The sequence below is a fragment of the Pseudonocardia sp. NPDC049154 genome (genome assembly GCF_040648315.1).
Taxonomy (GTDB): Bacteria; Actinomycetota; Actinomycetes; order Mycobacteriales; family Pseudonocardiaceae; genus Pseudonocardia.
In genome coordinates, this window is record NZ_JBEZDN010000004.1 from 15,979 (window position 1) to 39,281 (window position 23,303).

Below are 23,303 nucleotides of genomic sequence, written 5' to 3' on the forward strand. Positions count from 1 at the left end.
CGGCCGCGAAACGGTCCGAACCGACGATCACAGCTTTCCCGCGGCGTCACCGAGGGCCTCGTTCTTGGGCCCCCTCGTCCCCGCCGCGCCCCGGACGTCGACGACCCCGCCCGACGCGGCGTCCGGCGATCGTGCACCACGTCCCACACCTGCGCCCCACGCACACGCCGGCCCCGAGAACACCACCGGCCCCGCGATCGACGGATCGCGGGGCCGGTGGCGGAACTGCGTCAGGAGGAGGAGTCGCCCTTGTCGCCGGTGCCCGAGGAGGCGTCGGTGCGGGCGTGGCCGTTGGTCTCCGGCTTGGGACCGGAGCCGTTGGCGCCCGTCGACTCCTTCGACGCCTCGGTCGACCCGGTCGGCGGCTCCGACGGCCCGGCCGTCTCGGCCTCCGTCTCCGCGGTCGGCTCCTTCGCCGAGCCCTCGACCGCGGCGTCGTTCATCCCGGTGGTGACCTCGGACCTGGCCGCGTCGGGCCCCGTGGCGTCCGCCTCGGCGGCCTTCTCCGCGACCGCGTCCCCGGGCGCCTCGGCCGGCTTCACCGTCTCCGCCGCGGCGTCCGCGGAGGTCGAGGCGTTGGCGGCGCCGGAGTCGGCGGCGCCGGAGTCGGCGGCGCCGGCCGGGGTGTTCTCGGTGAGGGGGGCCGAGGTCGTCTGCTCGACGTCGCCCTCGGTCGCCTCCTCGTCGGCCGGCGTCGCGACGGCGGTGTCGACAGTGCTGTCACCGCGCTGGACCGAGGCGAGCAGCATCTGTGCGACGTCCTGGACCTGGACCTGCTCGCCCTCGCCGCCGGCCTGTTTCTGGGTCAGGCCGTCGCCGATCATGGTGCGGCAGAACGGGCAGCCGACGGCGATCGTGCCGGCCGCGGCGGCCGCGCCGTCGCCCCCGGCGGGGGAGAGGGTCTCGAGCGCCTCGGTGGTGCGGGTGACGTTGATCCGCTGCCCGATCCGCTCCTCCATCCACATCCGCGCGCCGCCGGCGCCGCAGCACATGGAGCGGTCGCCGTGCCGCGGCATCTCGGTGAGCGTGCCGACGGCGGAGACCAGCTCGCGGGGCTCCTCGTAGACCTCGTTGTGCCGGCCCAGGTAGCACGGGTCGTGGTAGGTGACCTTCCTCGACGCGACTGCGGCGTCGGGGTCGGCGACCGGGACGAGCTTGCCGGTGCGGACCAGCTTGTTGAGCAGCTGGGTGTGGTGGATGACCTCGTAGTGCCCGTCCAACTGGGGGTACTCGCGCGACAGCGAGTTGAGGCAGTGCGGGCAGGTGGTGACCATCTTCCGGGTGCCCGGCTCGCGGCCCTCGAACACCGCGTTGAGCATCTCGGCGGTCTGCTGGGCCATCATCTGGAACAGGAACTCGTTGCCCGCGCGCCGCGCCGGGTCACCGGTGCAGGTCTCCTCGGTGCCCAGGACCACGTAGTTGACCCCGGCCCGGTGCAGCAGCTCGGCGGTGGCCCGGGTGGTCTTCTTGGCGTTGTCGTCGAACGCGCCGGCGCAGCCGACCCAGAAGATGTACTCGGTGTCGGCGGAGAGCTCGCCGTCGAACACCGGGACCTCGAAGGGCAGGTCCTGGGTCCAGGCCAGCCGGTCCTTCTGGTTGGAGCCCCAGGGGTTGCCCTTGTTCTCCAGGTTCTTGAACAGCCCGGACAGCTCGGTGGGGAACTCCGTCTCGATCATGACCTGGTAGCGGCGCATGTCGACGATGTGGTCGACGTGCTCGATGTCGACCGGGCACTGCTCCACACACGCCCCGCAGGTGGTGCAGGACCACAGGATGTCCGGGTCGATCACACCGAGGACGTCCTCGCCGCCGACCAGCGGGCGCTCGGCCTCCTTGACCGCGGCCTCCGGGATCGCCGCGAGGCGGGCCTCGGCGTCGTCGCCGGTCAGCCCGACCTCGTCGCCGGTCATGTCCTTGCGCCCGCCGGCGAGCAGGTACGGGGCCTTGGCGTAGGCGTGGTCGCGCAGCGCGTTGACCAGCAGCTTGGGCGAGAGCGGCTTCTCGGTGTTCCACGCCGGGCACTGCGACTGGCACCGCCCGCACTCGGTGCAGGTGGTGAAGTCCAGCAAGCCCTTCCAGGTGAAGTCCTCGACCCGCCCGGCGCCGAAGGTGTCGGTGTCCGGGTCGGCCTCCTCCAGGTCGAGCACCTTGCCCTGGCTGGTCATCGGCTTGACGTTGCCGAGGGCCTTGCGCCCGTCGTCCTCGCGCTTGAAGTAGATGTTCGGGAACGCGGTGAACCGGTGCCAGGCCACCCCCATCGTGGGCTTGGCCGCGATCACGATCAGCCACAGCGTGGCCGAGAGGACCTTCACCGCGGCGAACACCGAGATCAGCGTCTCCGAACCGGGCAGGATCGTCGACAGCGGCCCGGAGACGAAGGTCGACCACTCCGGCGCGTCGAACGCGCCGAGGGCGAGCTTGGACGCGCGCACGATCAGGATCCCGGCGCCCTCGAGGAACACGATGGCCTCGACGAAGTACGCCCGGCCCATGTTCGAGCCGTAGAACCGCGACGCCCGCCCCAACCGCTTGGGGTTCTTCACCTGGCGGTAGACGATCAGCGGGATGATGCCGACCACCGTGCCGACGCCGAGGATCTCCACCCACAGGCTGTAGGGGCCCCACTCGCCGATGACCGGCAGGTGCCAGGTCGGGTTCCACACCTCGACGAACGCCTCGATCAGCGCCAGGAACAGCCCGCCGAAGCCGACCATCACCAGCCAGTGGAACACCCCGACGTGGCTCCACTTCAGCATCCGGGTGTGGCCCAGGGTCTCCTTGAGCATGGTGACCAACCGCGGCCCGAACGGGCCGTTGCGCGTCGCGTCGGCCTGGCCCAGGCGGATGATGCTCACCATGCTCGCCACCGTGCGCCACACCAGCGCCACGGCCACCACGGCGGACAACACCGTGACGATGCCGAGCACGTACTGCACCCAGGTCATGTGGACGAACCTCCCTGTCGTGGTCCCGGCAAGAAGGCTATACGCGTGGTTACTGACGAGTAGCAACACGAAAAGGCCTCGTTGCGGTTCGCGACGACAATCGCGTGAGCGGGAGAATAGGTCACCGAGGTGGCCCTGTGCGCTGTGACGGGCACGGCACGCTGCGCAGACGAGGGGTGCCGGACGCGCTCCGCAACCGCTGCTCCCCCGGTCAGGGCGGCGAGGTCAGGGTACCCTTCTGAGAGCGGAATCACCGAATGTCCGGGTCGTCCGGCCCACCGGGCGGGACGACCGGTCACCGGAGCGCACGCTGCTAGCCCGATCGGCGGGGCCTCGCTTCACGGTCGGTGGGAGAGCTGGCGCGAACGGGTGCCGCAGGGGACCCGGAAACGCGTGCGAACGGGTGGCTCTGGCGTGGTCGCACCAGGTCCTCGAGCCGTCGTGGCTACCCTGGTCCGCTGGCGGCCCGTGCTCCCCCCATTCCCGCAGGGTGCCCGCTCGATCACGGCAGGAGACGACTGATGAACGGACCAGGGGCCCGCACCCTCTGGTACGCCCAGAACCTCACGACGAACGGCCTGCAGGGGTGGATCCAGGACAACATCGTCCCACTCATCCTGCTGGGCATCGCCATCATCCTGCTGTGGATCGGCGGCAAGGGGGACAACGCCGGCGTCGCCCGCCGGAGCGTCGGACTCCTCGTCGGCCTGGTCGCGCTGGGTATCGCGGTGTCGGGCAACGGGCCGCAGGTCGGCGCCTTCCTCGCCAGCCTGATCACCGGTTAGCCCGTGCTGGTCCGCACCGACGACGAGGTGTACCGGGTCGACTCCGTCTGGCTGGGTCCGCCGCGCGCGACCTTTCCCTGGCGCGCGCGGTACGTCTCCTACGGTGTCGGCCTGCTCGTCATGATCGTGATCATGTTCCTGCAGCGCCGGATCGGCATCGGGCTGGACTTCTTCTCCGTGGCCTGGGCGCTGGTGCTGACCGTGGTCGCCACCCGCTTCCTGGGCAAGAAGATCGGCTACGAGCGCCCGCTGAGCCAGGTCGCCGAGCACTTCCGGCACGAGGTCACGGGTCCCCGCCGGCGCCGGCGCGGCGCGGGCGGGCCCGTGCGGTTCGCGCACGTCCGCACCCGGCGGGCCCTGCCGCGGAAGGGCCGCCCGGCCGTCCCGGAGCCGCGGCCGGCCGAGCGGACCGCACCCGAAGCCGAGCTCGAGCCCGTCCCGCAGGTCGTCGAGGCCGCGCCCGTGCTGCGGGACGTCGCCCCGGTCGAGGCCACCCCGCAGGCCGCCCCGACGACGGCGCCGAACACCGCACCGGACACCGCACCGAGGCCCGCTCCGGAGCCCGCTCCGAGAGCCGCCCCGCGTCGCGTCGGGCGCAGGCCCGCCGCGCCGCAGCCCTGGGCGACCTCGGCGCAGCGCCGCGAGGCCGCCGCGAACAACGGGTGGAAGGGGTCCGGCCGTGGCCGCGCGTGAGAAGCGCGATCCCTTCCGCGACGGCCGCCGCCCCGCCGGTCGCTCCCTGCAGGGCGACGCCAAGCTCCCCAAGTTCAGCCCCACGATCGCGCTGCGCAGCATCGACGGGCACGTCACCCGCACGTCCACCCAGGTCATGGCCTGGTACCGGCTGTCCCCGCAGGCATGGAGCTTCCGCAGCGACAGCCAGCGCGAGATCCTCATCCGGCAGATCGCGGCGCAGCTCGGCGAGCTGCAGGGCCGGTGGCTGCACCTGCGCGTGACCACCCGCCCGTACCCGGTGCACATGTGGGCGGAGTCGTTCGACAAGAACGCCCTCGGCCGGATGCCCGACGTCCCGGGCGCCCTGGGCTGGGACGGCTTCCTGGAGGGCGAGCAGCGCCACCTCATGGGACTGTCCATGAGCGACAAGGAGGTCTTCCTCGGCGTCGAGGTGTCGGGCCGCAGCATGCTCGACCGCTGGGTCGAGCGGGCGGCTCCGGTGCTGGGGCGGGTCGTGCCGGCGGCGGTGCGGGCCGAGCTGTCCGCGCTGGAGTCCGAGCTCAACCACCTCGACGCGCTCGTGGCGGGCTCGGGGCTCGACGGCGTGCCCGCCTCGGCGTCGGACATGGCCTGGCTGATGCACCGCTCGGTCGCGCTCGGCCTGCCCGCCCCGCGCAGCCTGTCGTCGGTCCCGGTGGGTGTGACCCGCTGGGAGGAGGAGGACCTCGCGGCCTTCACGGACGGCGTCGAGCTGCACCAGGAGCCCTACGCCCCCACGGTGAAGGTGACCGGCCGCGTGCGCGGCCAGGCCGTCACCCGGGACGTCGCGGTCCTCTCCCTCGGCCTGATGGAGGGCCTGCGCATCCCCGAGGTCGACGACCCGTGGATGCAGCACTCCGACCGGCTCCCCTTCCCCGTGGAGTGGTCGGCGCGGATGTACATCCGCAAGCCGGAGGAGGTGGCCGGGGAGCTGCAGCGCCAGATGGGGAAGGTGCGCAGCCAGATCCGGCACTACACCCACGACCACGACCTCGAGCCGCCGATGTCGCTGGCCCGCCAGGCCGACCGCGTGCTCGAGGTCGAGGACGAGCTCACCAGCGGCCTGACCCAGCTCAACACGCGGCTCTACGGCTGGTGGCGCATCGCCGTCTCCGGGCCGGACGAGGGCGAGGCCATCCAGCGCGCCCAGCAGGTGCTGGACCTGTACTCGCCGAAGGTGCAGATCGAGCACCCGGAGGCGCAGTACCGCTACGCCCGCGAGTTCATCCCCGGCGAGGCGATGGCGTCCACGGCGTACCGCCGGCGCGGGTCGGTGACCTGGGCGGCGGCCGCGGTGCCGGCCGCGACGGCCAGCGTGGGCGACCGGCGCGGGATCATGCTCGGCGAGACCTGCACCGCGACCCGACGGCCCGTGGCCTGGGACCCCTGGCTCGCGCAGGAGGTCCGGCGGGCCTCCGGCCTCACGGCCGTCGTCGGCGGGCTGGGGTCCGGCAAATCCTTCCTCACCGGCCTGATCGTCTACAAGACGCTCCGCGCGGGTGCACGGTGGACGGTGCTCGACCCGTCGGGCCCGCTGGCCGAGCTGACCCGGCTGCCGGAGCTGGCCTCCTTCTCCCGGCACATCAACCTGCTCCGTGCCGACCCGGGCATCCTCAACCCGTACCGGGTGGTCGCCGAGCCGCGGCCCGAGCACTTCGCCGACGACGAGGACCCCGAACGGTCCTGGCGCCGCGAGCGGTCCCTGGCCGCCGCCACCCGCCGCCGCCTGGTGCTCGACGTGCTCACCGGCCTGCTGCCCTACGACGTCGCCCGGCTCCCGCACACCCGGATCGTGCTGCTCCGCGCGGTGCGCGAGGTCGGCGGCGCCCCGGACCGGCACCCCGGCCTGGTGATCGACGCGCTGCGCCGGCACCAGCGCGACGGCGAGGAGCACGCCGGGGTGGTCGCGGACTTCCTCGAGGAGCGCCGCGAGCTCCCGCAGGCCGCGCTGCTATTCCCGGACACGAGCCGGGACGACCCCTGGGCCGCCGACCGGGACTACCGGCTGACCGTGCTCACCATGCAGGGCATGACGCTGCCGCGGCCCGGCAGCCCGCGCGAGGAGTGGACGGACAACGAGGCGCTGGCCGTCGAGCTGCTCAACCTGGCGTCCTGGCTGACCCAGCGCACGATCTACGACGCCGACCGCAACCTGCGCAAGGGCGTCGCGCTCGACGAGACGCACTTCCTGTCCCAGGTGCCCACCGGCAAGGTGCTGATCGACCGGCTCGCCCGCGACTCCCGCAAGTTCAACGTCCGGGCGCTGTTCGCCTCCCAGCTGGCGGGCGACCTGCTGCGGGTCTCCGGGTTCGCGTCGCTGGTCAACGCCGTGTTCGTCGGCCGCACGGACGACGAGGAGGCCCAGACGGACGCGCTGCGCCTGCTCCGGGTCCCCACCGGCGTCGGCTACGAGCAGATGCTGAGCACGCTCTCCCCACGCCCGCGGCACGACGACCGGCCGGACGACACCCCGCGGCAGTTCGTGTTCGCCGACGGGCACGGCGGCGTCGAGAAGATCCGGATCGACCTCGAGGCGCCCCACCTGGACCACGTCCGCGAGGCTCTCGACACCAACCCCGACGCCAGCCGGGTCGCCGTCAGCGGCGCCCCGGTGCTCGCGGCGGACTCCGGGCGGGCGCCCGACGAGCCGCGCCCCGTCGGCGCGCGGCAGGTGGTCGTGCCACCGGGCGGAATCGATCTGGACGAGGACCTGGACCCCGTCGACCTGTCCGCCCCCGAGATCCGCACCGGTGAGGCCACCCGCGTCGGGCCGGGCCGGCCGGGCTGGGACGACGGGGTGCGGGTGGTCCCGGGCTCGCCGGAGCCGGACCTCGACGCCCTCGACGACGAGCAGCTCGACCTCCTCGACGACCTGGAGGAGGGCTGGGCGGACCTGGACGACGACCTCGCCGAGCCGACGTCGGTCGGGGAGGACCGCCCGGTCCACGACGGGCACGGGAGCGACGGCCGTCCGGCCACGGACGATCCCGGCGACGTCGCCGCCGAGCGCGCCCGCTCCGGCGCCCCCGGCGAGGGCGGGCGGTGAGCGCCGCGGCGTCCGTCACGGCGTCGACCGGCGGGACCACCGGGCTCCTGGCGGTACTGCTCGTCCTGGTCGCCGCCGTGGTGGTCGCCCTGCGCAAGGACCGTGCCCGCCGAAGGGCTCGCGAGCAGGCCGGGGCCCCGCGCCGTCGCCGCGGCGCCGCCCTCCTGCTGGTCCTCGCCGTGGTGGCGGGCAGCGGACTGGTCGGCAGCCCGGCCGTCGCGCAGGGCTTCGACTGCAAGCAGAGCCCCGAGCCGGACCGCCCCGGCACCGGGCTCGTCGGCTCGCTGGACCCGCCCCGGCCCGACGGCGGCGAGCCCGGCTCGGTGTACCGCGAGGTCGGCTACGCCGGGATGACCTGGCACAACTACGACCTGGGCTGCGCCGGCGGCGTCCTCAACCCGGCGACGACCACGGACACGTGGCTCGGCAACCAGACGTTCAACGTCGCGAAGTTCGCCGTGGGCGGCGTGAACTGGGCGCACTACCTGATCGCCGACGGCGGGGCCCTGCTCGACCCGCTGGACAACGTGATCACCGCGGCCACCCGGGCCATGTACGACTCGGTGTTCACGCTCTGGATCGGCGTGGCGCTGGTGATCCTCGCGGTGATCCTGCTGGTCCTGGCGCTGCGCGGCGACCTGGCCCGGCAGACGCAGCGGGCGGCGTTCGCGCTCGGCGCCCTGGTGCTGGCCGGCGCGGCCTACCTGGCCCCGGTGAACTGGGCGCGGGCGGCGGACACGCTGCTGCTCGACGGCGTCACGCAGATGCAGGAGGGCTTCCTCTCCCAGGTCGGCCTGGGCGACCGGGACACGCTGCCGACGGTGCTGGTCGACCAGGTCGTCTACACGAACTGGCTGCGCGGCAACTTCGGCTCGCCGGACGTCCCGCAGGCCACGGACCTCGGCCGGCCGCTGCTGCGGGCGTCGACCTTCACGATCAACGAGGTCGCCGAGGGGCAGGACACCCCGCAGCTGGCCGAGCAGAAGAAGAACGACTACGCCACGCTCGCCGGGCAGATGGGCGACCGGTACAGCTACTTCCAGGGCGAGTCCGGCAGCCGGGTCGGCGTCGGCGTGCTCTCGGTGGTGCAGGCCGTGTGCATCGCGCTGTTCCAGCTGCTGTCGAAGGTGCTCGTGCTGGTCGCGATGCTGCTGCTGCGGCTGATGGTGATGACGGCGCCGGCGATCGCCGTGGTGGCCGTGCTGAAGCCGGACGTGCTGCCCGCGCTGCTGCGCGTGGCCGGTGCCGCGATCGTCAACACGATCATCGTGGGGGCGCTCGCCGGGCTGCACGCGCTGCTGGTGGTGTCGCTGTTCCGGCCCGGCGCCGGCATCGACCTCTGGTTGTCGTTGCTGGTCACGGGTGTGGTCACGGTGGTGCTGTGGGCAGTGGCGCGGCCCTTCCGGCGGCTGGTGTCGATGGTGTCGCTGACCAGGGACCAGTTCGGCGGGATCGTGCCGTCGATCGGCGGCGGCCCCATGTCGCGGGTGTGGCAGCGGGTCCGCGGCGCGGATCCCGAGGACCGGCAGGGCCGCTGGTGGAACGAGCGCCGCGGGTCCGGCGCCGGGGACGACCCCGACGCCGTGCGACCCGAGGCCGAGTACTCCCGCGTCCCTCCCGTGCAGGCCACGGTCACCCCGGCGGGTCCGGGTGCGCGCACCCCGCGGCGGCACGCCGAGGTCACCGGCGCGGACGCCGCCGCCATCTCGGCCGCGCGCCGTCCGGCCCTGCCCGCGGGCGGGTCCCCGGCCCCCGCGGCGACCGGCGCGTACCCCGCGCGCACCGACCCCAGCGAGATCGACGAGCGCGTGATCTACCGCAGGTCGGACGCGGGGGCGGCCCGGGCCGTCCAGGCCCGCCCGGTCGACGCCGAGCTCGTCGACGGCGTCCCGGTCTACCGCATCTACCGCCCCGCCCGGACGGGCCGCGATGCCGATTAGGTCCCCGCGCGGGCGCGCGGCCGCCTACCGGGCGGTGTGGTCGTGGCCCCTGCGCACCCCGCTGCGGCTCGCGGTCACCGTCGTCGTCGTGCTGGGCCTGGCCGTGCTGGTCAGCCTGGGCGTGGGCGCGCTCCGCCCGCCCGCGCAGGCGCCGTTGGTGAAGCAGCCCGGCGCGACGACGACCACGACCGGGGCGCGGGCCCCCGCCTCGCCCACCCCGACGGCCCTCCCGCCGGTGGCGGCCCTGACCCCGACCACCCTGCCGCTCTCCGCCGCCCCGGCCGAGGCGCTGCAGGTGGCGCAGAACTGGGCCACCGCCTGGGCCACGCACCCCGCGGGCACCACGAACCAGCAGTGGGTGGACTCGCTCGTCCCGTACACGACGCCGGAGTACGTCGGCACGCTCACCGGCGTCGACCCGGCCAACATCCCGGCGACCCGGGTGACCGGCTCGGCGACGGCCACCCAGGTGTCCCCCGCGTCCGTCGTCGTCGACGTGCCGACGGACGCGCTGACCCTGCAGGTCACGGTCGTCGACACCGAGGCGGGTTGGCGCGTCTCCGGCTACGACCGGGCCTGATGCCGTGCGCCTGCTCCGGCCGCTGCGGCTGCTGCTGCCCTTCGTCGCGATCGGCGTCGCGCTCGTCGTCTTCCTGACGCTCGGTTTCCTCGCCTTCGCGCCCAACGCCGGACAGCAGCGGGTCACCAGCGGGTGCGACGCCGGCATCGGGCCGATCGGAACCGTCGGGCGCGGGGGCGCGGCGGGCGCCACCATCGACACGCTGACGGACGAGCAGCGGCAGAACGCCGCGACGATCATCGGCGTCGGCAAGGAGCTGCAGGCTCCGCCGCGGGCGTGGCTGGTGGCGCTGGCCACGGCGATGCAGGAGTCGACCCTGCGCAACATCGACTACGGCGACCGGGACTCGCTGGGGCTGTTCCAGCAGCGGCCCTCCCAGGGCTGGGGCTCGCCGGCGCAGGTCACCGACCCGAACTACAGCGCGCGGATCTTCTACGACCGGCTGCTGCAGGTGCCGGACTGGGAGGACCAGCCGGTCACGGTGGCCGCGCAGACCGTGCAGCGGTCGGCCTTCCCCAGCGCCTACGCGAAGTGGGAGGGGCTCGCGGCGGACCTCGTCGAGCAGCTCGGCGACGTCACCGACCCCGCCGGTTGCGGGAGCGGCTCGGCCGAGCTCCCGGCGGGGGTCGCCCGGACGGCCGTCGAGTTCGCCCTGGGCGAGGTCGGCAAGCCGTACGTCTGGGGCGCCACCGGCCCGAACACCTACGACTGCTCGGGGCTGATGCTGCGGGCGTTCGAGAAGGCCGGGATCAAGCTCCCCCGGGTGTCCCGGGACCAGTACAAGGCCGGCGGGCACCTCCCCGTCCGCCAGGCGCAGGCCGGTGACCTGATGTTCTACGCCTACGACCGCACCGACCCGACGACGATCCACCACGTGTTCCTGTACCTGGGCAACGACCAGATGGTCGAGGCGCCCTACAGCGGGCAGAACGTCCGGGTGCAGCCCGTAAACTGGGACTACAAGGAGCTGGTGCCCCTCGCGACCCGTCCCGGCACCCCCTCCAACACCGCCTGAACCCCATTCGGGAGCACGCACGATGGCCCGCCCGGACGCGTCCCGTCCGTCCCGCCCGCGCTCGACCACGCCCCTGGCCGACTACCTCGACCGCCCGGCGCCGGGCGCCGGCCCGGACTACCTGGTGGTGCCGCGCGGGCTCGCCGAGGCGATGCCGTTGCGCTGGCAGCAGGTGTTCGCCGGGCTGCTGGCCGACCTGCACGACGCCTACGGCCACCTGGACTGGCCGGACTACCGCGTGGTGCCGAGCCGCTGGGAGCTGCTGCGCGACCTCGACGAGGAGCAGCTGGCCGCGGCCGGGTACGTCGCCGACCTCGACCCCGAGGGCGGGCTGGAGTACCGGGACGCCACCGGCGAGGCGGTGGCCGACCCGGAGCACCACCGGGCCCTGGCCCCGGTCGAGGAGACGCTCCCGCGCCCGGGGGACGAGGTGCCGCCGCCGCGGCCCGCTCCCGCGTTGTAAGGGGCTCTACGGCTTTCTCGTTCCTCCGCTAGACGACGGCAGACTCCGCGATCCACGCAAAAGTTGAGTCGGGTGGGAACAAGTCGGGTACGCCGCCCGTTGGATCGGGCAGCAAGTTGAGTGAGCTAGGCTCAAGGCCGGGTTGACGGCAAGCGCCTCGATTCGCGAAACTTGAGCCCGATCCGCTCAACGGCGGTACGGAACCCGACAGTTCTACACAGTGTTCGACACGGAGGCACACACCATGGCTCGTGCGGTCGGTATCGACCTCGGGACCACCAACTCCGTCGTCTCCGTCCTGGAGGGCGGGGAGCCGACGGTGATCGCCAACTCCGAGGGCAGCCGCACCACGCCCTCGGTCGTGGCGTTCGCGCGCAACGGCGAGGTCCTCGTCGGCCAGTCCGCGAAGAACCAGGCCGTCACCAACGCGGACCGGACGTTCCGCTCGGTGAAGCGGTTCATCGGCTCGGACTGGAAGACCCCCGAGATCGACGGGAAGAGCTACGCCGCGCAGGAGATCAGCGCCCGCGTGCTGCAGAAGCTCAAGCGGGACGCGGAGGCGTACCTGGGCGAGGAGGTCACCGACGCGGTGGTCACCGTCCCGGCGTACTTCGAGGACGCGCAGCGCCAGGCCACCAAGGAGGCCGGCCAGATCGCGGGACTCAACGTCCTGCGGATCGTCAACGAGCCCACCGCGGCCGCGCTGGCCTACGGGCTCGACAAGGGCGAGACCGAGCAGACGATCCTCGTCTTCGACCTCGGCGGCGGCACCTTCGACGTCTCGCTGCTCGAGATCGGCGACGGCGTCGTGGAGGTCAAGGCCACCAACGGCGACAACCACCTCGGTGGCGACGACTGGGACGAGCGGATCGTCACCTGGCTCGTCGACAAGTTCAAGGGCAGCCACGGCATCGACCTGACCAAGGACAAGATGGCGATGCAGCGGCTCCGCGAGGCCGCGGAGAAGGCCAAGATCGAGCTCTCCAGCTCCTCGAGCGCCACGATCAACCTGCCCTACATCACCGTCGACAGCGACAAGAACCCGCTGTTCCTCGACGAGACGCTGTCCCGCGCCGAGTTCCAGCGCATCACCTCGGACCTGCTCGACCGCACCCGCGCGCCGTTCAACCAGGTGATCAAGGACGCCGGCATCGCGGTCAAGGACATCGACCACGTGGTCCTCGTCGGCGGCTCGACCCGCATGCCGGCCGTGACCGAGCTCGTCAAGGAGCTGACCGGCGGCAAGGAGCCGAACAAGGGCGTCAACCCGGACGAGGTCGTCGCCGTCGGTGCCGCGCTGCAGGCCGGTGTCCTGCGCGGTGAGGTCAAGGACGTCCTGCTGCTCGACGTCACCCCGCTGTCCCTCGGCATCGAGACCAAGGGCGGCGTGATGACCAAGCTGATCGAGCGCAACACCACGATCCCGACCAAGAAGTCCGAGATCTTCACGACGGCGGACGACAACCAGCCGTCGGTGCAGATCCAGGTCTACCAGGGCGAGCGCGAGATCGCGGCCTACAACAAGAAGCTCGGCATGTTCGAGCTGACCGGGCTGCCGCCGGCCCCGCGCGGCGTGCCGCAGATCGAGGTCTCCTTCGACATCGACGCCAACGGCATCGTGAAGGTCTCCGCGGTCGACAAGGGCACCGGCAAGAGCCAGGACATGACGATCACCGGCGGGTCCGCCCTGGGCAAGGACGAGATCGACCGGATGATGCGCGAGGCCGAGCTGCACGCCGAGGAGGACAAGAAGCGGCGTGAGGAGGCCGAGGTCCGCAACCAGGCCGAGACCCTCGTGTACCAGACGGAGAAGTTCGTCAAGGACAACGAGGACAAGGTCCCGGCGGACGTCAAGGACTCGGTGAACTCCGCGCTCGGCGAGGTGCAGGAGGCCCTCAAGGGCACCGACACCGACGCGATCAAGTCCGCGATGGAGAAGCTCGCCACCGAGTCGCAGAAGCTCGGCCAGGCCCTCTACCAGCAGCCGGGCGCCGAGGGCGCCCCGGGCGGCGCGGCCGGGGAGAACCCGGGCGCCGGCGCCACGGGTCAGCAGGCCGGTGCCGACGACGTGGTGGACGCCGAGATCGTCGACGACGAGGAGAAGAAGGACAAGTGAGCACCCCGTACGGATCCGACCGCAGGCCGGGCCCGGTGGGGGAGCAGGAGGAGCCGGTCCGCGTCCGCGACCGGCGCCGGATCGACCCCCTGACGGGGGAGGTCCGGTCCTCGGCCGACGTCGGCAGCCAGCAGGCTGCCGGCGCCCCGGCCGGGGCCGCCCCCGGTGGTGAGCCCGAGCCCGAGATCGAGCTGGACGACCCCCGGATCGCCGACCTCGAGAAGCAGCTGGAGGAGCGCACCGCGGACCTGCAGCGCGTCTCCGCCGAGTACGCCAACTACCGGCGCCGGGTGGACCGGGACCGGGAGGGCGTGGTCGTGGCCGCGCGCGTCTCGTTCGTGTCCGACCTGCTCACGGTGCTCGACGACATCGAGCGCGCCGAGCAGCACGGCGACCTCAACGGCCCGTTCAAGTCGGTGGCGGACAAGGTCGTGGGCGTGGCGACCCGTCTCGGGCTCGAGGCCTTCGGGGCGGACGGCGAGCCGTTCGACCCGGCGCTGCACGAGGCCGTCCAGCACGAGCCGGCCGAGGCCCCCGGGCCCACGGTCACCGTGCTGACCGCGGTGCTGCGGCGCGGCTACCGCATGGCGGACCGCGTGCTGCGGCCCGCGATGGTCACCGTCGCCGACCGGCCCGAGTCCGAGGTGCCGGCCGCCGCCGAGGTGCCCGACGCGCCGGCCGGTGAGCCGGGCCCGGCGCCCTCGCCGGACGAGCCCACCAACCCGGCCTGAGCCGGGCACTCGGACACCCCACACGGACACACCGGAAGGAGGCGGGATGACCCAGCGGGACTGGATCGAGAAGGATTTCTACCGTGAGCTGGGCGTCTCGTCCTCGGCGTCGGACTCGGAGATCAAGAAGGCGTACCGCAAGCTCGCCCGCGAGCTGCACCCCGACGCCAACCCGGGCGACGCCGCGGCCGAGACCCGGTTCAAGGCCGTCTCCGAGGCCTACGGCGTGCTCTCCGACCCGGAGAAGCGCACGGAGTACGACGAGACCCGCAAGCTGTTCGCCGGCGGCGGGTTCTCCGGCGGCTTCCCGGGCGGCCAGGGCTTCCCGGGCGGGTTCCCCGGTCAGGGCGGCGCCCAGGGCTTCGACCTGGGCGACCTGTTCGGCCAGGGGGCCGGCTCGGGGGGCGCCGGTGGTCTCGGCGACCTCTTCGGCAACCTGTTCGGCAACCGCGGCGGCGGCCCCGCCGCCGGGGGCTACTCCGGCGGGCAGCGCCCGCAGCAGGGTGCGGACGTCGAGAGCAGGCTGACGATCCCGTTCGAGGACGCGGTGCGCGGCGCCACCATGACGCTGAACATCTCCTCGCCCGGGACCTGCGACACCTGCCACGGCTCCGGGGCCAAGCCCGGCACCGGTTCCCACACCTGCCCGATCTGCGGCGGTGCGGGCGTGGTCAGCCGCAGCCAGGGGGCGTTCGCCTTCTCCGAGCCGTGCCGCGACTGCCGCGGCACCGGCCGGGTCGTCGACGAGCCCTGCCCGGAGTGCGGCGGCGACGGCGTGAGCACCAAGGTGCGCACGCTGACCGTCCGCGTGCCGGCGGGGGTCGACGACGGGCAGCGCATCCGGCTGCCCGGCAAGGGCGAGCCGGGCCGTTTCGGCGGGCCGCCCGGCGACCTCTACGTGCGGATGAGCGTCACGCCGCACCGGGTCTTCGGGCGCTCGGCGAAGAACCCGAACGACCTCACCCTGAAGGTGCCGGTGACCTTCCCCGAGCTCGTCCAGGGTGCGACGCTGACCGTGCCGACGCTCGACTCCACGGTGTCGCTCAAGATCCCCGCGGGGACCCAGAGCGGCCGGACCTTCCGGGTCCGCGGGCGCGGCGTGCAGGCGAAGAAGGGCGCCGGCGACCTCCTCGTCACCGTCGAGGTCGCGATCCCGCAGCGGCTCGACGAGGCCGCCGCGGCGGCGCTGCAGGAGTACGCGGACGCGACGAAGGCGTCCGACCCGCGGGCGGACCTGCTCGCGGGCGAACGCTGAGCACGAGGACGAGGTGAGGGGACATGTCGGATCGTGACGGCCGTGGCCCCGAGGGCGCCCTCCCGCCCGGCGCGGGCCAGGACACCCCGGTCTTCGTGATCTCCATCGCCGCCGAGCTGTCGGGCCTGCACGCGCAGACCCTGCGCAGCTACGACCGGCTGGGGCTGGTGAGCCCCGGCCGGTCCCCCGGCGGCGGCCGGCGCTACTCGGCCCGCGACATCGCGCTGCTCCGCGAGGTCCAGCGGCTCTCCCAGGAGGAGGGCGTGAACCTCGCCGGGGTGAAGCGGATCATCGAGCTGGAGCAGCTGGTCGACCAGCTGCGCTCCCGGGTCGAGGAGCTGACCGAGGAGCTGGCGGCCGCGCACGCGGCGGCCGAGCAGGCGGCCGCGATGGTGCACCAGAGCTACCGCCGCGACCTGGTCCCGACGGAACGGGGCTCGCAGGTCGTGGTGTGGAAGCCGCGGGCCCCGCGCCGCCGTTCCGACCCGCAGGACTGAGACAGGTGTGCCGGACCCCGTACCGCGCGGTGCGGGGTTCAGCCGTTCTCGGCGGAGCCCTCGCGGGTCGCGTCGATCTCCCGCTCGACGTCCGCGTAGGGGCGCCGGGCCAGGGTCGCGCCCGGCAGCTTCGCGTCGAGCAGGCCGGGGTCCGGCTCGTCGACGTCGGCGATCACGGCCGTGCCGCCGGCCGGCACCGTCCGGGCCAGGTGCCCGATCGCCAGCTCCTCCGGGCTCTGCTCGGCGGCGCCGTAGAGGGACACCAGCTGGTTGCCGAACAGCAGGGTGTCGATCGGCCCGAGCAGCAGCGTGACCAGCGCGCCGAGGCGCGGGTGCCGCTCGGTGAAGGACACCGCGTCGCCGGTCTCGTGGTCGAGGGAGAGCGCGCCGTCGGCGTCGCGGTGCACGATCGCCGCGGCCCGCAGCTCCAGCGAGCCCGCGCCGTCGAGCGCGCCGAGCACGTCGAGCACCTCCCCGGGCTCGGCACCGGTCACCACCACGACGTTCTCTGCCATGCGGTGCACGCTAGCGCGCCGATCATGCTCCCGCCGCGACCGCGGCCGGCGGCCCGCCGGCCATCCCGGGGGCGCGATGCGTAGACTTTCTCCGCGTTGAGTGGAACAGACTCAACTTTCCTGCCGTTGAGGAGTACGAGAGGGCACACCACGTGCCCGGAGACCGCACGATCCGAGGAGACACGGGGATGGATTCCTTCAACCCCACCACCAAGACCCAGCAGGCGATCTCGGCCGCCGCGCAGGCCGCCGCGCTGGCCGGCAACCCGGACGTCGGTCCCACCCACCTGCTCGGCGCCTTGCTGGCCCAGGGGGACGGGATCGCCGCTCCGCTGCTCGCCGCCGTCGGCGCCGACGCCGCGGCCGTGCGCGCCGAGCTGACCCAGCTCGGCAACCGGCTGCCGTCGGCCTCCGGCTCCACGGTGGCCGCACCCCAGCTCAACCGGGACGCGCTGGCCGCGATCAACGCCGCCCAGCAGCTCGCCACCGAGATGGGGGACGAGTACGTCTCGACCGAGCACCTCCTCGTCGGCCTGGCCGACAAGGGCGGCCCGGTGAGCCAGCTGCTGCGCCGCCACGGCGCCACCCCCGAGGCGCTGCGCGAGGCGTTCGGCAAGGTCCGCGGTTCGTCCCGCGTCACCAGCCCCGACCCCGAGGGCACCTACCAGGCGCTGGAGAAGTACGGCCAGGACCTGACCGCCCGCGCCCGCGAGGGCAAGCTCGACCCCGTCATCGGACGGGACACCGAGATCCGCCGCGTGGTGCAGGTGCTGTCCCGGCGCACCAAGAACAACCCGGTGCTGATCGGCGAGCCCGGCGTCGGCAAGACCGCGATCGTCGAGGGCCTGGCCCAGCGGATCGTGGCGGGCGACGTCCCGGAGTCGCTGCGCGGCAAGCGCGTCGTGGCCCTGGACCTGGGCTCGATGGTCGCCGGCGCGAAGTACCGCGGCGAGTTCGAGGAGCGGCTCAAGGCCGTCCTGAAGGAGATCACGGACTCCGCCGGTGAGGTCATCACCTTCATCGACGAGCTGCACACCATCGTCGGTGCAGGCGCGACCGGCGAGGGCGCGATGGACGCCGGCAACATGATCAAGCCGATGCTCGCGCGCGGCGAGCTGCGGATGGTCGGCGCCACCACGCTCGACGAGTACCGCCAGCACATCGAGAAGGACCCGGCCCTCGAGCGCCGCTTCCAGCAGGTGCTGGTCGGCGAGCCGAGCGTCGAGGACACCGTCGGCATCCTGCGCGGGCTCAAGGAGCGCTACGAGGTGCACCACGGCGTGCGGATCACCGACGCCGCCCTGGTCGCCGCGGCCACGCTCTCGGACCGCTACATCACCGCCCGGTTCCTCCCGGACAAGGCCATCGACCTGGTCGACGAGGCCGCGTCCCGGCTCCGGATGGAGATCGACTCCCGGCCCGTCGAGATCGACACGGTCGAGCGCTCCGTGCGCCGGCTGGAGATCGAGGAGATGGCGCTGGCCAAGGAGTCCGACGAGGCGTCGAAGGAGCGGCTGTCGGCCCTGCGCGCCGAGCTCGCCGAGAAGCGCGAGGAGCTCTCGGCGCTCACCGCGCGCTGGCAGAACGAGAAGACGGCCATCGAGGCCACCCGTGAGCTCAAGGAGCAGCTCGAGCAGCTGAAGGGCGAGTCGGAGCGCGCCGAGCGCGACGGCGACCTCGGCCGCGCCGCCGAGCTGCGCTACGGCCGCATCCCGCAGCTGGAGAAGGAGCTCGCCGAGAAGACCGCCGTCGTGGAGCGCCACGAGGAGGTCATGCTCAAGGAGGAGGTCGGCCCGGACGACGTCGCGGACGTCGTGAGCGCCTGGACCGGCATCCCCGCGGGCCGGATGCTCGAGGGCGAGACCGCCAAGCTCCTGCGCATGGAGGACGAGCTCGGCCGGCGCGTCGTCGGCCAGACCGAGGCGGTGCGCGCGGTGTCCGACGCCGTCCGCCGGGCGCGCGCGGGCATCGCGGACGAGAACCGGCCCACCGGCTCGTTCCTGTTCCTCGGCCCCACCGGCGTCGGCAAGACCGAGCTGGCCAAGGCGCTCGCCGAGTTCCTGTTCGACGACGAGCGGGCGATGGTCCGCATCGACATGAGCGAGTACTCGGAGAAGCACTCCGTGGCCCGGCTCGTCGGTGCGCCCCCCGGCTACGTCGGCTACGACCAGGGCGGCCAGCTCACCGAGGCCGTGCGGCGCCGCCCGTACACGGTGGTGCTGCTCGACGAGGTGGAGAAGGCCCACCCGGACGTCTTCGACACGCTCCTGCAGGTGCTCGACGACGGGCGGCTGACGGACGGCCAGGGCCGGACCGTCGACTTCCGGAACACGATCCTGGTGCTGACCTCCAACCTGGGCAGCCAGGCGATCGCGAACCCGGCGCTCGACGACCAGGGCCGCAGGGACGCCGTCATGTCGGTGGTGCGCGGGCACTTCAAGCCCGAGTTCCTCAACCGGCTCGACGACGTGGTGGTCTTCCACGCCCTGTCCACCGAGGAGCTCACGCACATCGTCGACATCCAGCTCGACGTGCTGCGGCGGCGGCTGGCGAAGCGCCGGCTCACCCTCGAGGTGTCCGACGGCGCCCGCGAGTGGCTGGCGATGAACGGCTTCGACCCGGTCTTCGGTGCCCGCCCGCTGCGCAGGCTGGTGCAGTCCGCGATCGGTGACCAGCTCGCGAAGGAGCTGCTCTCCGGCGCGGTGCGCGAGGGCGACACCGTGCGTGTCGACCTCGACCCCACGGCCGAGGGCGGCACCGGCGGCCTGATCGTCGGCCGGGGCGTGCCGGCGGCCGTCTGAGCACACCGTTGACGATCGTGAAGTGATCGTCCGAAGCGCCATGGGCGCGGACCGTGAACCCTACGGTCCGCGCCCATGAGTGTTCCCAGCAGCAGTCTTCTCAGCGACGGGCAGGCCTGGCTCGACGCCTACCGGCGCCGGATCGAGGAGCTGCGGGGCCGCGCCGAGCTGGCGCAGGCCGAGATCGCGGCCTTGACCGCCACCGCCGCCAGCCCCGACGGCGCCGTCCGGGCCACCGTGGACAGCACCGGCGCGTTGACCGGGCTGGTCTTCGGGCCCGCGGCCGACGGCCTGGGCCGCGGCGCCCTGGCCGACCTGGTCGTTGCGACGACCACGAGCGCCGCCGCCGAGGTGTCCCGCCGGGCGACGGCCGCCCTCGGCCCGCTGCTGGAGCAGCGATGAGCAGCGGGTCCGGCGGGTTCGCCGTGGACCCCGCGGTGCTGGAGGCGCACGCCGCCGCGCTCGAGGCGGCGGAGCGGCGGCTCGCGGGCGGGGCGCCCGGCCCGGCCGCCCTGTCGTCCGACGCGTTCGGTCTGGTCGGGCGGCTGTTCGCGGGGGCGGCGAGCGAGGCGGCGGGGGTCGGGGTGGCCGCGCTGGAGGGCGCGCGGCGGGGCCTGGTCGCCGCCGCGGCGTCGGCGCGGGAGGCGGCCGTGGCCTACCGGGAGGCGGACCTGGCCGCGGCACTCGCGCTGGAGCGGGCGGTCGGCCCGGGCTCGCCGTGACCGGCCCGGCGGCCGGCTCCGTCCCGGTGGACGTCGCCCCCGTCGCCCCGCCCTTCGTCCCCGCGGCGACCGCGGCGCCCGGGACGTTCGACGGCGCGGGTCTGGCGTCGAGCGTCGCCGACCTCGCCGACGCGGCCGCGGCGGACCGGCCCGATCCGGCCGCGCTGGCGTGGACCGCCGCGGGCGCCGGGCTCGACGCGCTCGGGTTCGTCGCGGACCCGTTCGGCGAGCTCGCGACGGCGGGGATCGGCTGGCTGATCGAGCACGTCGGGTTCCTGCGCGAGCCCCTCGACCGGCTCGCCGGGAACCCGGCCGAGGTCGTCGCGCGGGCAACGGACTGGCACCGCGGGGCGCAGGCCGCGGCCGCCGAGGCGGCGGAGCGGAGCCGCCCGGACCTCGGGGGCTGGACCGGAACTGCGGCCGACGCCGCGCGCGCCGCGGCCGCCCGGGAAGCGGAGGCGCTGACCGGCCTCGCCGCCGGCTGCGCCGCCGTGGCCGACCGGCTGCTGGAGGCCGGGGCGACGATCGGGGTGGAGCGGGCGCTGATCCGCGACACCGTCGCCGGGTTCCTCTGGGACCTCGCCCGCTGGGCCGTGGCCTCGATCGCGAGCGCCGGCACCCTGACCCCGCTCGCCGTCGCCTCCGCGGTCGGCGAGGCCGCGACCCTCGCCGCCCGGATCGCCGACGGGATCCGGACGCTGCTCGCCCGGCTCGACGAGCTCCTCGCCGCCCTCTCGCAGGTCACGGGCAGGTTCACCGTGCCCGGCGCGGCCCGGGTCCTCGAGCCCCTCGGCGGCTCCGGCGACGCGCTGCTCGGCCCCGGCCGCGATGTCGTCGTCGAGACGGGGAAGGAAGGTACGAAGGCCGACGGCGTGCGCGCGGGCTGGGCGGGCGAGCCCGCGCGACCGCTCGCGTGAGGACGGTCCGATGTGCCGTTCGGCGCCCGTCCGGCCGCGTTCGACCGTCTTCCCCGGACGGGTGATCGTGGCGTTCCCGCACGTTCCGGGCCTGCGGCGCTAGGGTCGCCGCGTGGGTGTTCCGTCGTGGGTCTGGTTCGTGATCGCCGTGGTCGCGCTGTTCGCCGGCGCCGCGCTGCTCCTCGCCGACCGCCGGCGCGGCGGGGCCGGGGAGCCCGGGGTGCGCGACCGCAGGCGATGGGCCGCGCTGCACGACTGGGAGTACCTCGACAGCGACCCCGTGCTGCCCAGCCGCTGGCGCTACGGGACCGTGCAGAACGGCGGGCCGGGCATCGCCCGCAACCTGGCCAGCGGCACCGTCCCCACCCCGGAGGGCGGCCGGCACGGCTTCATCTTCGACCACGAGCAGCAGGGCAGGGTCAACGCCGTGGTCGTGGCCGTGCAGCTGCGCGAGGGCCTGCCGGCGGCCGTCGAGCTGCGGCTGCCGTCGGCCCCGCTGCCCGAGACGGACGGCGCCGGGCTGGACCTGCTCGAGCCCGTGGGCGAGCGGTACTCGTTCGTCTCCGACGCCGAGGCCATCCGCCCGCTGCTCACCGCGCGCGTGGCCGACGCCGCCGACGCGGTGGGGGACGACATCGAGCTGCTGTGGGCCGAGGACACCTGGGTGCTCGCCGCGGCGCCGGTCGACGTCACCCCGGAGCGCGGCCAGGACCTGCTCGCCGACCTCGCCGAGGTCGCGACCGCCCTCGAGCACGCGCTCGACGGCACACGCCACACCACGGGCAGCTGAGCCCGGCCCCCGGGCCGACTAGTGTCGCCCGCGTGCCCTCCGTCCTGATCACCGGCGCCACCTCCGGCATCGGTGCCGCCTTCGCCGACCGGCTCGCCGCCGAGGGGCGCGACCTCGTGCTCGTGGCCCGCACCGTCGAGCGCCTCGAGGAGGCGGCCGCGCGGTACCGCGAGGCGGGTGTCTCGGTGGAGGTCCTGCCCGCCGACCTGATCGCGCCGGACGAGCGCGCCCGCGTGGTCCGCCGGCTCGCCGACCCCGACCGCGCACCGGTGGACCTGCTCGTGAACAACGCGGGCATGGGCCAGCGGGGCAGCTTCCTCGCCACCTCCGCCGAGGACCTGCAGGCGCAGCACGACCTCAACGTCACCGCGGTGCTGCAGCTGACCCGGGCGGTCGTGCCGGGGATGGTCGACCGCGGCCGCGGCGCCGTCGTCAACGTGTCGAGCGTGGCGGGGTTCCTGCCCGGCAGCGGCTCGACCTACACGGCCGACAAGGCGTGGGTCACCGCGTTCACCGAGGGCGTCGCCGCCTCGCTCGCCGGCACCGGGGTGCGGGCGCTGGCCCTCTGCCCCGGGTTCGTCCGCACGGAGTTCCACGAGCGCGCCGGCATCGACGTCGGCGCGCGCACCGGGCCGCTGTGGCTCGACGCCGCCCGGGTGGTCGACGACTGCCTCGCCGACCTGGCCGACGGGCGCGTCGTGTCCGTCCCGAGCCTGCAGTACAAGGCGATCTCGTCGGTGGTGGGCGTGCTGCCGCGCCGCGTGGTCCGCCGGCTGGTCGCCACCTTCGACCGGGAGCGCTGAAGCATGAGCACCGCCACCGACCCCACCGACGACACCGACCGGCTGCGGCTGGCCGAGCTCGTGCGCGAGCACGGGGTCGTGCACGGGAAGGTCACGCTGTCCTCCGGCCGCGAGGCCGACTACTACGTCGACCTGCGCCGGGTCACGCTGCACCACGAGGCCGCGCCGCTGGTCGGCCGGCTGCTGCGCACGCTGACCGCGGACTGGGGGTACTCCGCCGTCGGCGGGCTGACCCTGGGCGCGGACCCGGTGGCCGACGCGGTGCTGCACGCCGCCGCGGCCGAGCGGGCCGCCGACCCGGGCGTCCCGCCCGTCGACGCGTTCGTGGTCCGCAAGTCGACCAAGGAGCACGGGCTGCAGCGGCTGATCGAGGGCCCGGACATCACGGGCCGGCCGGTGCTCGTCGTCGAGGACACCTCCACGACGGGCGGGTCGGTGCTGCAGGCCGTCCGCGCGGTGCGCGAGGCCGGGGCCACCGTCGTCGGCGTGGCGACCGTGGTCGACCGCGCCACCGGTGCCCGGGAAGCGATCGAGGCCGAGGGCGCGCCGTACCGCGCGCTCCTCGGCCTCGCCGACCTGGGGCTGTAGAGAGGTCCCGACCCCCGCCCGGCCCGCCCCATTCCCGGCCGTCGTACCGGGTCTTCGGGCAGGACGGGGACCGGAACCGG

20 protein-coding genes are annotated in these 23,303 nt (G+C 74.0%); 18 read left to right on the forward strand and 2 right to left on the reverse strand.

All coding sequences use genetic code 11. The features are described from left to right. Nucleotides 1–230: 230 nt before the first annotated feature. Nucleotides 231–2,945: a heterodisulfide reductase-related iron-sulfur binding cluster gene (locus AB0B41_RS03710; protein WP_358198581.1), complete on the reverse strand. Its 2,715-nt coding sequence runs from the start codon at nt 2,943–2,945 to the stop codon at nt 231–233. Between the two features lie 521 nt (nt 2,946–3,466). Between AB0B41_RS03710 and AB0B41_RS03715 the strand changes: the two genes are divergently transcribed. The 11 genes from AB0B41_RS03715 to AB0B41_RS03765 all read left to right on the forward strand — a co-directional run bounded on the left by AB0B41_RS03715 (nt 3,467) and on the right by AB0B41_RS03765 (nt 16,087). Beyond that, nucleotides 3,467–3,730: a hypothetical protein gene (locus AB0B41_RS03715; protein ID WP_358198583.1), complete on the forward strand. Its 264-nt coding sequence runs from the start codon at nt 3,467–3,469 to the stop codon at nt 3,728–3,730. A gap of 3 nt (nt 3,731–3,733) precedes the next feature. Then, complete coding sequence (locus AB0B41_RS03720) at nt 3,734–4,423, forward strand: hypothetical protein (protein ID WP_358198585.1); 690 nt, start codon at nt 3,734–3,736, stop codon at nt 4,421–4,423. A 136-nt stretch (nt 4,424–4,559) separates the two neighbouring features. After that, a complete protein-coding gene (locus tag AB0B41_RS03725) occupies nt 4,560–7,490 on the forward strand; it encodes an ATP-binding protein (protein WP_358198872.1) in 2,931 nt (976 codons plus the stop codon). Next, nucleotides 7,487–9,430: a hypothetical protein gene (locus AB0B41_RS03730; protein ID WP_358198587.1), complete on the forward strand. Its 1,944-nt coding sequence runs from the start codon at nt 7,487–7,489 to the stop codon at nt 9,428–9,430. Before AB0B41_RS03725 ends, AB0B41_RS03730 begins: the two co-directional genes overlap by 4 nt. Then, on the forward strand, nt 9,420–10,010 hold the full coding sequence (locus AB0B41_RS03735; protein WP_358198589.1) for a hypothetical protein: 591 nt from the start codon (nt 9,420–9,422) through the stop codon (nt 10,008–10,010). The genes AB0B41_RS03730 and AB0B41_RS03735 overlap by 11 nt, the downstream gene beginning before the upstream one ends. A 4-nt stretch (nt 10,011–10,014) precedes the next feature. Then, a complete protein-coding gene (locus AB0B41_RS03740; RefSeq protein ID WP_358198592.1) occupies nt 10,015–11,025 on the forward strand; it encodes a C40 family peptidase in 1,011 nt (336 codons plus the stop codon). Between the two features lie 22 nt (nt 11,026–11,047). Beyond that, a complete protein-coding gene (locus AB0B41_RS03745) occupies nt 11,048–11,488 on the forward strand; it encodes a hypothetical protein (RefSeq protein WP_037041957.1) in 441 nt (146 codons plus the stop codon). A 244-nt stretch (nt 11,489–11,732) separates the two neighbouring features. Continuing rightward, nucleotides 11,733–13,604: a molecular chaperone DnaK gene (gene dnaK / locus AB0B41_RS03750; protein ID WP_358198594.1), complete on the forward strand. Its 1,872-nt coding sequence runs from the start codon at nt 11,733–11,735 to the stop codon at nt 13,602–13,604. Next, the gene (gene grpE, locus AB0B41_RS03755; protein ID WP_358198596.1) at nt 13,601–14,335 is read left to right on the forward strand and encodes a nucleotide exchange factor GrpE; all 735 of its coding nucleotides are present in this window, start codon (nt 13,601–13,603) and stop codon (nt 14,333–14,335) included. The genes dnaK and grpE overlap by 4 nt, the downstream gene beginning before the upstream one ends. Nucleotides 14,336–14,381: 46 nt before the next feature. Then, on the forward strand, nt 14,382–15,590 hold the full coding sequence (dnaJ, locus tag AB0B41_RS03760) for a molecular chaperone DnaJ (protein ID WP_358198598.1): 1,209 nt from the start codon (nt 14,382–14,384) through the stop codon (nt 15,588–15,590). Between the two features lie 23 nt (nt 15,591–15,613). After that, nucleotides 15,614–16,087: a helix-turn-helix transcriptional regulator gene (locus AB0B41_RS03765; RefSeq protein WP_358198600.1), complete on the forward strand. Its 474-nt coding sequence runs from the start codon at nt 15,614–15,616 to the stop codon at nt 16,085–16,087. A 38-nt stretch (nt 16,088–16,125) separates the two neighbouring features. Here the strand turns inward: AB0B41_RS03765 and AB0B41_RS03770 are convergent, their stop codons facing one another. Then, on the reverse strand, nt 16,126–16,602 hold the full coding sequence (locus tag AB0B41_RS03770; RefSeq protein WP_358198602.1) for a hypothetical protein: 477 nt from the start codon (nt 16,600–16,602) through the stop codon (nt 16,126–16,128). Between the two features lie 188 nt (nt 16,603–16,790). Between AB0B41_RS03770 and clpB the strand changes: the two genes are divergently transcribed. The 7 genes from clpB to pyrE all read left to right on the forward strand — a co-directional run bounded on the left by clpB (nt 16,791) and on the right by pyrE (nt 23,223). Then, nucleotides 16,791–19,403 carry an ATP-dependent chaperone ClpB gene (clpB, locus tag AB0B41_RS03775; RefSeq protein ID WP_358198604.1) on the forward strand — a complete coding sequence of 871 codons (2,613 nt, stop codon included), beginning with the start codon at nt 16,791–16,793 and terminating at the stop codon, nt 19,401–19,403. A 75-nt stretch (nt 19,404–19,478) separates the two neighbouring features. After that, nucleotides 19,479–19,805 carry a YbaB/EbfC family nucleoid-associated protein gene (locus tag AB0B41_RS03780; protein WP_358198607.1) on the forward strand — a complete coding sequence of 109 codons (327 nt, stop codon included), beginning with the start codon at nt 19,479–19,481 and terminating at the stop codon, nt 19,803–19,805. Then, nucleotides 19,802–20,125, forward strand: a complete 324-nt coding sequence (locus tag AB0B41_RS03785; protein ID WP_358198609.1) for a hypothetical protein — start codon at nt 19,802–19,804, stop codon at nt 20,123–20,125. Before AB0B41_RS03780 ends, AB0B41_RS03785 begins: the two co-directional genes overlap by 4 nt. Continuing rightward, nucleotides 20,122–21,042: a hypothetical protein gene (locus tag AB0B41_RS03790; protein WP_358198611.1), complete on the forward strand. Its 921-nt coding sequence runs from the start codon at nt 20,122–20,124 to the stop codon at nt 21,040–21,042. The genes AB0B41_RS03785 and AB0B41_RS03790 overlap by 4 nt, the downstream gene beginning before the upstream one ends. Before the next feature lie 112 nt (nt 21,043–21,154). Next, nucleotides 21,155–21,832: a hypothetical protein gene (locus AB0B41_RS03795; protein WP_358198613.1), complete on the forward strand. Its 678-nt coding sequence runs from the start codon at nt 21,155–21,157 to the stop codon at nt 21,830–21,832. Nucleotides 21,833–21,864: 32 nt separating this feature from the next. Further along, a complete protein-coding gene (locus AB0B41_RS03800) occupies nt 21,865–22,635 on the forward strand; it encodes an SDR family oxidoreductase (RefSeq protein WP_358198615.1) in 771 nt (256 codons plus the stop codon). 3 nt (nt 22,636–22,638) lie between these two features. Next, nucleotides 22,639–23,223, forward strand: coding sequence for an orotate phosphoribosyltransferase (gene pyrE / locus AB0B41_RS03805; RefSeq protein WP_358198618.1), 585 nt, complete (start codon nt 22,639–22,641; stop codon nt 23,221–23,223). Nucleotides 23,224–23,303 lie beyond the last annotated feature (80 nt).